This is a genomic window from Bradyrhizobium sp. BR 10261 (assembly GCF_019455395.1).
Lineage (GTDB): Bacteria > Pseudomonadota > Alphaproteobacteria > Rhizobiales > Xanthobacteraceae > Bradyrhizobium > Bradyrhizobium manausense.
In genome coordinates, this window is record NZ_JACOFQ010000054.1 from 1 (window position 1) to 9,454 (window position 9,454).

10 protein-coding genes are annotated in these 9,454 nt (G+C 65.3%); 5 read left to right on the top strand and 5 right to left on the bottom strand.

Going from position 1 to position 9,454, the window contains the following annotated elements:
- Nucleotides 1–317: 317 nt before the first annotated feature.
- Both HYH07_RS35355 and HYH07_RS35360 read right to left on the bottom strand, forming a co-directional pair.
- The gene (locus tag HYH07_RS35355; RefSeq protein ID WP_024339458.1) at nucleotides 318–1,160 is read right to left on the bottom strand and encodes a MoxR family ATPase; all 843 of its coding nucleotides are present in this window, start codon (nucleotides 1,158–1,160) and stop codon (nucleotides 318–320) included.
- 93 nt (nucleotides 1,161–1,253) lie between these two features.
- Nucleotides 1,254–1,499, bottom strand: coding sequence for a GlsB/YeaQ/YmgE family stress response membrane protein (locus tag HYH07_RS35360; protein ID WP_057754156.1), 246 nt, complete (start codon nucleotides 1,497–1,499; stop codon nucleotides 1,254–1,256).
- A gap of 123 nt (nucleotides 1,500–1,622) precedes the next feature.
- Here HYH07_RS35360 and HYH07_RS35365 point away from each other — a divergent pair, with 123 nt between their 5' ends.
- The 3 genes from HYH07_RS35365 to sseA all read left to right on the top strand — a co-directional run bounded on the left by HYH07_RS35365 (nucleotide 1,623) and on the right by sseA (nucleotide 4,382).
- Nucleotides 1,623–2,798 carry a VWA domain-containing protein gene (locus HYH07_RS35365; RefSeq protein ID WP_220006787.1) on the top strand — a complete coding sequence of 392 codons (1,176 nt, stop codon included), beginning with the start codon at nucleotides 1,623–1,625 and terminating at the stop codon, nucleotides 2,796–2,798.
- 121 nt (nucleotides 2,799–2,919) lie between these two features.
- The gene (locus tag HYH07_RS35370; protein ID WP_220006788.1) at nucleotides 2,920–3,333 is read left to right on the top strand and encodes a rhodanese-like domain-containing protein; all 414 of its coding nucleotides are present in this window, start codon (nucleotides 2,920–2,922) and stop codon (nucleotides 3,331–3,333) included.
- Nucleotides 3,334–3,530: 197 nt separating this feature from the next.
- On the top strand, nucleotides 3,531–4,382 hold the full coding sequence (gene sseA / locus HYH07_RS35375) for a 3-mercaptopyruvate sulfurtransferase (RefSeq protein WP_220006789.1): 852 nt from the start codon (nucleotides 3,531–3,533) through the stop codon (nucleotides 4,380–4,382).
- A 3-nt stretch (nucleotides 4,383–4,385) separates the two neighbouring features.
- On the opposite strand, the gene HYH07_RS35380 is transcribed toward sseA, so the two are convergent.
- Complete coding sequence (locus HYH07_RS35380) at nucleotides 4,386–5,342, bottom strand: hypothetical protein (RefSeq protein WP_228749981.1); 957 nt, start codon at nucleotides 5,340–5,342, stop codon at nucleotides 4,386–4,388.
- A gap of 366 nt (nucleotides 5,343–5,708) precedes the next feature.
- Here HYH07_RS35380 and HYH07_RS35385 point away from each other — a divergent pair, with 366 nt between their 5' ends.
- The gene (locus tag HYH07_RS35385) at nucleotides 5,709–6,881 is read left to right on the top strand and encodes a L,D-transpeptidase (RefSeq protein WP_220006790.1); all 1,173 of its coding nucleotides are present in this window, start codon (nucleotides 5,709–5,711) and stop codon (nucleotides 6,879–6,881) included.
- Between the two features lie 152 nt (nucleotides 6,882–7,033).
- Entirely contained in the window at nucleotides 7,034–8,002 is a 969-nt protein-coding gene (locus HYH07_RS35390) for an NAD(P)-dependent oxidoreductase (protein ID WP_220006791.1), read from the top strand.
- A 44-nt stretch (nucleotides 8,003–8,046) separates the two neighbouring features.
- On the opposite strand, the gene HYH07_RS35395 is transcribed toward HYH07_RS35390, so the two are convergent.
- Together HYH07_RS35395 and HYH07_RS35400 are read right to left on the bottom strand one after the other, a co-directional pair.
- Nucleotides 8,047–9,009: a D-2-hydroxyacid dehydrogenase family protein gene (locus HYH07_RS35395; protein ID WP_220006792.1), complete on the bottom strand. Its 963-nt coding sequence runs from the start codon at nucleotides 9,007–9,009 to the stop codon at nucleotides 8,047–8,049.
- A gap of 133 nt (nucleotides 9,010–9,142) precedes the next feature.
- Nucleotides 9,143–9,352 carry a hypothetical protein gene (locus HYH07_RS35400; protein WP_220006793.1) on the bottom strand — a complete coding sequence of 70 codons (210 nt, stop codon included), beginning with the start codon at nucleotides 9,350–9,352 and terminating at the stop codon, nucleotides 9,143–9,145.
- Between the last annotated feature and the right edge of the window lie 102 nt (nucleotides 9,353–9,454).

Here is a 9,454-nt window from a genome sequence, read left to right on the forward strand (position 1 = left end):
CGGGGAATGACAACGTCATTTGGGGGGCGAGGCTGCTGCCTCATACTCCGTCATTACGAGCGCAGCGAAGCAATCCAGAGTCTTTCCGAGGAGGGATTCTGGGTTGCTTCGTCGTTGCGCTCCTCGCAATGACGTGGAGGAGGCGGGCTCGCGCTACACCCTCGCTGTCATCGCCCGGCGTGACCGGGCGATCCAGTATTCCAGAGGCGGGTGTGATTGACCCGAGAAGCTGCGGCGTACTGGATGCCCCAGTCAAGCCGGGGCATGACACCGGTGGCGGGGACGCAGCGGAGCGCTATCGCAAGCGAGCTCGCGCCTCACACTTCCCTTCGGCTCAAGAACGCCAGGCGCTCGAACAGGTGCACGTCCTGCTCGTTCTTCAGTAGCGCGCCGTGCAGCGGCGGGATCAGTTTGCGCGGGTCGCGTTCCCTAAGCTGCTCGGCGCTCATGTCCTCGTTGAGCAGCAGCTTGAGCCAGTCCAAAAGCTCGGAGGTCGACGGCTTCTTCTTCAGGCCGGGCACCTCGCGCACCTCGAAGAAGATGCGCAAGGCTTCCTCGACCAGGCGCTTCTTGATGCCGGGGAAGTGGACGTCGACGATGCGGCCCATCGTGTCGGCATCGGGGAATTTGATGTAATGGAAGAAGCAGCGGCGGAGAAAAGCGTCCGGCAGCTCCTTCTCGTTGTTGGAGGTGATCATCATGATCGGGCGCTGCTTGGCCTTGATGGTCTCGCCGGTCTCGTAGACATGGAATTCCATGCGGTCGAGCTCGAGCAGGAGATCGTTCGGGAATTCGATGTCGGCCTTGTCGATCTCGTCGATCAGGAGCACCGGGCGCTGCTCGGCGGTAAAGGCTTCCCACAGCTTGCCGCGCTTGATGTAGTTCTTGATGTCGGACACGCGGGCATCGCCGAGCTGGCTGTCGCGCAGGCGCGACACTGCATCGTATTCGTAGAGGCCCTGCTGCGCCTTGGTGGTGGACTTGATGTGCCAGGTCAAAAGCGGCGCGTTCAGCGCCTTCGCCACTTCCTCCGCCAGCACCGTCTTGCCCGTGCCGGGCTCGCCCTTCACCAGGAGCGGGCGCTCCAGCACGATCGAGGCATTGACCGCGACCTTGAGATCGTCGGTCGCAACATAGTCCTTGGTGCCGGTAAATTTCATCGCGCGTCCTTGTTGCTCGTCGGCGGGAAGAGTGCCCCGGTCGCGACATGGGAACGGCCGCACGTGGCGGCCGTTCCTGGTTCGGTCAGGCTTTCAGACCCGTCTTATCAGCGAAAGGATCACCAGCACAATCACCGCGCCGATCGTGGCATCGACGATGGACCCGACCGTGCCGGTCGCCAGCTCGATATGCAGCTGGGGCAGCACCCAGCTTGCCACCAGCGCGCCGATGATGCCGACGACGATGTTGCCGATCAGCCCAAATCCCGCCCCGTGGACAATCTTGCCGGCCAGCCAGCCGGCGATCGCGCCAATGATGAGCGCTGCGAGAATACCCATTGCATCAGTCCCCAAAACGACCCGTTGAGGTGGTCAATTCTAGAGCAAATAGCCTCCGGGTCCAGCGCCCGGCGCTGCCCTCCGCCCCTTGACGTTGGGCCACCGACGGGCAATCTGTCACCCATGTTCCTGCAATTCTTCACGTCTCTGCGCGATGCGCAGGTCCCCGTCACGCTGCGCGAATACCTCACGCTGATGGAGGCGCTCGACGCTGACCTGTCGGACTATTCGGTCGAGAATTTCTACTATCTCTCGCGCGCCTCGCTGGTGAAGGACGAGCGCAATCTCGACAAGTTCGACCGTGTCTTCGGCACGGTGTTCAAGGGGCTGGAAAGCCTGCTCGACGCCATGGAGAAGGCGGAGATCCCCGAGGAATGGCTGAAGAAGCTCGCCGAAAAATACCTGACAGAAGAAGAGAAGAAGCAGATCGAAGCCATGGGCTGGGACAAGCTCATGGAGACCCTGAAGAAGCGCCTCGAGGAGCAGAAGGGCCGCCATCAAGGCGGCTCGAAATGGATCGGCACCGCAGGCACCTCGCCGTTCGGCGCGCACGGCTACAATCCCGAAGGCGTCCGCATCGGCCAGGAGAAGAACCGCAACAACCGCGCCGTGAAGGTGTGGGACAAGCGCGAGTTCAAGGACCTCGACGGCAATGTCGAGCTCGGCATTCGCAATATCAAGGTGGCGCTGCGCCGCCTGCGCAAATTCGCGCGCACCGGCGCGCCCGACGAACTCGATCTCGACACCACCATTCGCGAGACCGCCAATCACGGCTATCTCGACGTGCACATGCGGCCCGAGCGGCGCAATGCGGTGAAGCTGCTGGTGTTCTTCGACATCGGCGGCTCCATGGACTCGCATATCGAGCAGGTCGAGGAGCTGTTCTCGGCGGCGAAGAGCGAGTTCAAGCACATGGAATATTTCTACTTCCACAACTGCCTCTATGAGGGCGTGTGGAAGCAGAACAAGCGCCGCTTCACCGATCGCACCCCGACCTGGGACGTGCTGCATAAATATCCGCACGACTACAAGGTCGTGTTCGTCGGCGACGCCTCGATGAGCCCTTACGAGATCATGGTGCCCGGCGGCTCGGTCGAGCACGTCAACGAGGAGCCCGGCTCGGTCTGGCTCGACCGCATCATCCGCACCTATCCACACACGGTGTGGCTCAACCCGGTGGCGCAGAAGCACTGGGACTATTCGGAATCCACCACCATCATCAAACGCATCTTCGCCAATCGCATGTACCCGATCACGATCGAAGGTCTGGAGAATGCGATGAAGGAATTGACGCACTAGCCTCCCGTCATTCCGGGGCGCCGGAAGGGCGAGCCCGGAATCGATCGGGCGGAAGAGTTAGTAGAGAAATGGATTCCGGGCTCGCGCTACGCGCGCCCGGAATGACAAGAGGGAGAACCACATGCCCCAAACCATCACCCGCGGCATCAAGCAGCTTTGCGACGAGGCCAATGCCGAGATCGAGACGCTCTCGGCCAAGGACGCCATCGAGATCTCCAAGAACGGCGACGTCGTCATCGTCGATATCAGAGATCCCCGCGAGATCGAGCGCGAGGGCCGCATCCCCGGTGCGTTCTCCTGCACCCGCGGCATGCTCGAATTCTGGATCGATCCGCAGAGCCCCTACGCCAAGCCGATCTTCCAGGAGGACAAGAAGTTCGTGTTTCACTGCGCCGGGGGCCTGCGCTCCGCGCTCGCGGCCAAGACCGCGCAGGACATGGGTCTCAAGCCCGTCGCCCACATCGCCGGCGGCTTTGCCGCCTGGCGCGATGCCGGCGGACCGACGGAAGCCTGGGAGCAGAAGAAGAAGGGGTGAGGGGCCTCGCTCTCTCCACTCGTCATTCCCCGCGAAGGCGGGGAATCCAGTACGCCGCGGCCTCTCGGTTGAAGCACAGCCGTCTCGGGGTACTGGATCGCCCGGTCGAGCCGGGCGATGACAGCGGAGTGTGACGCGCGCTGTATCAACCTCGCTCGCGCTACGCGCCCCGGAATGACCACAAGGAAAGACCTCGCATGACCCCCGATCCCCTCGTCTCCACCGAATGGCTCGCCGCCCATATCAATGATTCCAACGTCAAAGTGCTCGACGCCAGCTTCAAGCTGCCGGGCGTGCTGCCGCTGCCGAAGGATGATTATCTCGCAGCGCATCTGCCGGGTGCTGTGTTCTTCGATGTCGACGCGGTGTCCGATCATTCCAATCCGCTGCCCCACATGTATCCGAGCGCCGAGCAGTTCGGCCGCGACGTCGGCAATCTCGGCATTTCCAACGCCGACACCGTGGTGATCTACGATGCCGGCGGCTGGGTCGCCGCGCCCCGCGCGTGGTGGATGTTCCTGGCCTTCGGCCACAGCAATGTCCGCATCCTCAATGGCGGCCTGAAGAAGTGGCGCGCCGAGGGACGTGCGGTCGAGAGCGGCGAGGTCAAGCCGAAGCCTGCAAGCTTCAAGGCCAGTTACGATCCGAAGCGCGTGCGCAGCATGCAGCAGCTGATCGCCAACCTCGAAAGCCGCGCCGAGCAGGTGATCGACGCCCGCGCTGCCGATCGTTTCGAGGGCCGCGCCCCCGAGCCGCGCGCGGGCATCCGCTCCGGTCACATCCCCGGCGCGCGCAATGTGCCTTATAGCCAGCTGTTCGATGCCGCGACCGGGGTGATGAAGTCACTCGAGGATTTGCGCGCCGCCTTCACCGGCGCCGGCGTCAAGCTCGATGCGCCGATCGTTACGAGCTGCGGCTCCGGCGTCTCCGCCGGCGTGCTGACGCTCGCGCTCTATCGCCTCGGGATTACCGACACCGCGCTCTATGACGGCTCGTGGTCGGAATGGGGCCAGGAGGGCGGCCCGGCCATCGCGACCGGACCGGCGTAAACCTTATTGGCGCGGGCGCGTGGCCGCCGTGGCGAGCATCTGCTGCTGCCGCTGCTGTAGCTGCCGCTGCTGTAGCTGCCGCTGCTGTAGCTGCCGCTGCTGTAGCTGCTGCTGTTGTAGCTGCTGCTGTTGTAGCTGCTGCTGTTGTAGCTGCTGCAGCTGCCGTTGCTGGCCGAACGGATCGAGCGCCTGATTGACCTGCTGAGGCGGCGCAGGCCGTACGATGCGGTGACGCTTCTTCGGCTTGTTTGCTCGCGGCTTGCTGTCTTGCTTTGCGCTGTTGGCCTTGGGCTTCGCCGGCGGCGCGAGGTCGTTCAGTGCCGCCACTCTGGCCGCTGCGATGTCGCTCACGCGCGAGGCCAGCGCCGGCGTTGCGGTGCGCGGCACGTCGGTGGCGCTCATGGCCGGGGCCGGAATCGCCATGGCGATGGAAGCCGTGGTGTCCGCCGGGGTGAGCGTGTCGGTGGGCGCGGAAGCTGCCGCCTCACTCCTGGCCGGCTCAGGAGCCTGCGCTTCGGTGGCGGACGCAGCCGGCTCTGCCACCGCCGCGACGGCGACGACCTGAGGCTCAGACTGGGGCTCAGGCTGGACCTTGGCGTCGAGCGTCACCGCAGCCATCTGCTCGGGTCCCGTTTCGACCGCGGGCAGTCCGATGCTCGGGACCTGGTTGCTCCAGACCTGGTTGCTCGAGATCTGGCTGCTCGAGACCTGCACGGGCATCGCAGGTGCCGCATCGTTGGCGGCCGGCGCGGCGGGCTCGATGCGCAGGGCAGCAAGCACCGGCTGGGCGGGCTCGGACGCTTGCGCGAACATCTGCTCCTGCGGACCGTTCCGCCAGGAGGGGTTGCTGACATACTGCTCGTGGCTCGCCCGCACGAGCGCGGCGGCGCCCAGGCCGAACACCAGGATGGAGGTAGACAGCAGGATCGCGGCAAGCAGGAAGCGAAAGCCCGGAAGCATTGACGGGTTGCGATTTCCGCCCCGGCGGCGTGTGGCCAGGGCCCATGAGCCATCTGAACGCGGTGACGGTACTGGTTGCCGCCCTCGCCACGCGGGGATTCGAACTCAAATCGGTGGCGAATCAGGCTGATTCGACCATATCGCAACGCCTTCGCCCCGTTCCGTAAAAATCGGGGCTGATGACTCCGGCAATCTACGGCGGAATGCGATTTTCACCCCGTGATGCAACGGGGCAACTGTGTGCGATTGCATCACAAATCGCTAAATCGGGCACAAATCAGCCTGTTATGTCTTGAATGTGCCGCTATCTTCGGTCATCTGGCCGTCATCGGCTCGGACGGGGCCCGGGGACTTACAAGAGCGATGATGATCAAACATTTTCTGACGATATGCGCTGCCGCAACAGTCGCTGCGGCGGGAACTTCGCTTGCACAGGCCCAGAGCTATCCGGTTCAGCAGGCGCCGAGCTATGGCGCTCCGGCCGAGTATCGGCCCGGCGATCGCACCCCGAATTTCGACTCGCTCGACGACGACGACGACGCAATGCCGCAGGCCTCGCTGCCGCCGCCTGGGCCGGCTGAGGATCCGCGTTACGCTCGTCCCGCCGGCCCGCCGGTCTATTCCGCGGCTCCGCCGCAGGGCCCGGTGATGTCGCCGGATGACCCGCGTTATGGCCGCCCGGCTGGCGCTCCGCCGGTTTATTCCGCCGCACCGCCGCAGGGGCCGGTCATGTCGCCCGACGATCCCCGTTATGGCCGCCCTGCCGCTCCCCCCGCAGTGATCTATGCCGACCGTCCGGGGCAGGCGCCAGCCAGCGATGGCATGCGTCCGCCCGAAGCTATCGGTGGCCCCGCCGCGACGGGCGCGGTCCCACAGCAGGGCGCCGATGGCCGGCCGACGTCGGTCGCCGCGCTGCCGCCCGAAGAGCAGCCCGACGCTGCTCCCGTACAACTGCCGCCGAACCTGCGCCGCCAGGAGGTTGCGTTCCAGACCAAGGAGCCGGCCGGCACCATCGTGGTCGATACCCCGAACACCTACCTCTATTACGTCCTCGGCAATGGCCGTGCGATTCGCTACGGCGTCCGCGTCGGCCGCGACGGCTTCACCTGGACTGGCGTGCAGAAGATCACCCGCAAGGCCGAGTGGCCGGATTGGCATCCGCCGGCGGAAATGATCGAGCGTCAGCCCTATCTGCCGCGCTTCATGGCCGGTGGCGAAGGCAATCCGCTGGGCGCCCGCGCGATGTATCTCGGCTCGACCGTGTACCGCATCCACGGCACCAACCAGCCCTCGACGATTGGCAAGTTTGTCTCGTCAGGCTGTATCGGCATGCTGAACGAAGACGTCTCGGACCTGTTTGACCGTGCCAAGGTTGGCACCCGCGTCGTGGTGATGCCTGGCAATCCGCCGGCTGGTACGACGACCGCATCGGCCGGTCCTGCACCCGGTCAGGCTCCAATGGCCGCCCAGGCAGGCCCGGTGCCGGGCACGCAGCCGACCGTCGTGCCGCCGCTGCCCGCCCCGGTCACCGTGCGCTAGACCGGTTCGCAGAACTCGATCCATCGCGGCGCGTGTGCTTCGGCCACGCGCCGCAATCATTTGACCTATGCGCGTTCGCGCCTCCGCTCGCTTGAATCCCGGCCCGGCTCGACTACGTCCCGGCTGATTGCAACGAATGCGAGGAGCACAGGATGCGAATCTTTGTTGCGGGCGCCACCGGCGCCGTGGGCCGCCACCTCGTCCCCCTCCTGCTCGCCAGCGGCCATCAGGTCGTGGCTTCGACGCGGAGCGCGGCGAAAGCGGACAGTCTCAGGGCGCTTGGCGCCGAGCCCGTCATTGCCGATGGTCTCGACGCCGCGAGCGTGCGTGCGGCCACGATCTCGGCAAGACCCGATGTGGTCATCCATCAGATGACCGATCTCGCCGCCGCGACGGATCTGCGGCATTTCGATCGCACGTTCGCGAGGACGAATGAGCTGCGCACGCGCGGAACCGACAATCTGCTCGCCGCCGCGCGCGAGGCCGGGGCCAAGCGTTTCATCGCACAGAGCTTCTGCGGCTGGACCTTCAACCGCGACGGCGGAGCGATCAAGACGGAAGCGGATGAACTTGACCCCGATCCGCCCGAGGAGCTGCGCCGTACGCTTGAGGCGATCCGGTATCTGGAGCGGACGGTCACGGCATCGTCTGCGCCCGAAGGCATCGTGCTGCGCTATGGATTCTTCTATGGGCCCGAAACCGGCACGCTGTCGCCGGCGATGATAGATCAGCTCCGTCGGCGGCGCGTTCCTGTGATCGGCGATGGAGGCGGGTATTGGTCGTTCACTCACACCGAAGACGCGGCGTCTGCGACCCTCGCTGCGGTCGAGCGCGGCCACGGCGGCGATATCTACAACATCGTCGACGACCACCCGGTGCAGGTCAGGGATTGGCTGCCCGGGCTCGCCGAGATCATCGGCGCCAAGCCGCCGCTTCACGTTCCGGCGTGGCTCGGGCGGCTGCTCGCGGGCGAGCACATGGTGGCGATGATGACCGAGGTGCGCGGGGCCTCCAACGCCAAGGCCAAGCGCGAGCTCGGTTGGCTGCCCGCGCACCCGTCCTGGCGCGACGGCTTCGTCGATGCCGCCAGGCATTCCGCCGGTCAGCGCACGGCGGCTTGAGCTTCCATGAAGCGCGACGACCGGTTATCCCGGTCTCGTCGCGCTCAGGCCAGCTTGCGCGGCAAGTCGTCGCGTTTGGTAAAGGCCTCGATCGCTTCGACCATCTGGCCGTAGTGGATGCGCAAGCCGTCCTTGGTGGCGTAGCCGAGATGCGGCGTCAGCACGACATTGTCGAGCTTGCGGAAGGGATGGTCGACCGGCAGCGGCTCGACCGAGAATACGTCGAGGCCAGCGCCCGCGATCCTGCGCTGCTGCAAGACCTCCAGCAGCGCGGCCTCATCGACAATGGGCCCGCGCGCTGTGTTGACGAGGAACGCGGTCGGCTTCATTCGCGCAAGATCCTCGCGGCTGACGAGGCCGCGCGAGCGCTCGCTCAGCACCACATGGATGGTGACGATGTCGGCCTTGGCGAACAGCTCCTCCTTGGTGGCGTAGCCGACGCCGGCGGCGGCGCACTTCTCCGGCGTGAGGTTCGGGCTCCAGGCAATCACCTTCATGCCGAACGCCTTGGCGATGCCGGCCATCTTGCTACCGAGCTTGCCGAGGCCGACGATGCCGAGCGTAAGGCCCTCGATCTCGACGCCGGCAAAGGTCTGCCAGGGCTCGCCGGCATGCATGCGCGCATTCTCGCGGCCGATGCCGCGGGTCAGCTCCAGGATCAGGCCCATGGCAAGCGGCGCGGTCGGATCGCGCGAATATTGCGTGCCGGCGATCACGACGCCCTTGGCCTTCGCGGCCTCCATGTCGATCGCCGCGTTGCGCATGCCTGACGTGAGCAGCAGCTTCAGCTTGGGCAGCTTGTCGAACAGGCTCCTGGGGAACGCTGTCCGCTCGCGCATCGCGCAGATGATCTCGAAATCGGCGAGCGCGCTGGCCGCGGCCTGCTCCGAGGTGAAGGGATGGCTGAACACGGTGGTGTCGATCCGGTCGGACAGTTTCGACCAATCGGCGACCTCGAGGGCGAGGTTGAAATAGTCGTCGAGAATTGCACAGCGCAGCCGCGTCATCAGCGTTCATCCATGGCGAGAGGCGAAGCGCCGGACGGGGGGCGCCATCGTCGGAACCGGGCCATGGTTGCGCGCAATCAGCCTTGCGCGCAAGCAGTCCGGGACCTCAAAAATCCGACAGGGACGGGGCGCTTCAGCGCGGCTTCAACCGGATCGGCGCATCCATGCCATGCTTTGCGCGCCAGGCGGGGCCGGGGCCGCGCATGTAGTGAAGTTCGGGCCGGTAGGGATTGAAGGCGGTGGCGAAGAAGCGCTTCCAAAAGCCCTTGACCTCGGACACGAGCGCGTTGGCGCGACCGGCTTCTGCCGGAACGGGAAGGGAATGGGTCTCGATCAGAGCCATGATGATGGGCCTCGCTGTGCTCCCCGTTCATTCTGAGCGGGTGGCGCTGTTGCCGCGCGAAACCGAGCTTTGGCCTGATTGATTAAAAGATGGTTTCAATTG

Bases quoted from the DNA above. Each gene is read 5' to 3' on its own strand.
- HYH07_RS35400 (WP_220006793.1), bottom strand. From the start codon at position 9,352: ATGGCTCTGATCGAGACCCATTCCCTTCCCGTTCCGGCAGAAGCCGGT.
- HYH07_RS35360 (WP_057754156.1), bottom strand. From the start codon at position 1,499: ATGGGTATTCTCGCAGCGCTCATCATTGGCGCGATCGCCGGCTGGCTG.
- HYH07_RS35370 (WP_220006788.1), top strand. From the start codon at position 2,920: ATGCCCCAAACCATCACCCGCGGCATCAAGCAGCTTTGCGACGAGGCC.
- HYH07_RS35355 (WP_024339458.1), bottom strand. From the start codon at position 1,160: ATGAAATTTACCGGCACCAAGGACTATGTTGCGACCGACGATCTCAAG.
- HYH07_RS35385 (WP_220006790.1), top strand. From the start codon at position 5,709: ATGATCAAACATTTTCTGACGATATGCGCTGCCGCAACAGTCGCTGCG.
- HYH07_RS35395 (WP_220006792.1), bottom strand. From the start codon at position 9,009: ATGACGCGGCTGCGCTGTGCAATTCTCGACGACTATTTCAACCTCGCC.
- HYH07_RS35390 (WP_220006791.1), top strand. From the start codon at position 7,034: ATGCGAATCTTTGTTGCGGGCGCCACCGGCGCCGTGGGCCGCCACCTC.
- HYH07_RS35380 (WP_228749981.1), bottom strand. From the start codon at position 5,342: ATGCTTCCGGGCTTTCGCTTCCTGCTTGCCGCGATCCTGCTGTCTACC.
- sseA (WP_220006789.1), top strand. From the start codon at position 3,531: ATGACCCCCGATCCCCTCGTCTCCACCGAATGGCTCGCCGCCCATATC.
- HYH07_RS35365 (WP_220006787.1), top strand. From the start codon at position 1,623: ATGTTCCTGCAATTCTTCACGTCTCTGCGCGATGCGCAGGTCCCCGTC.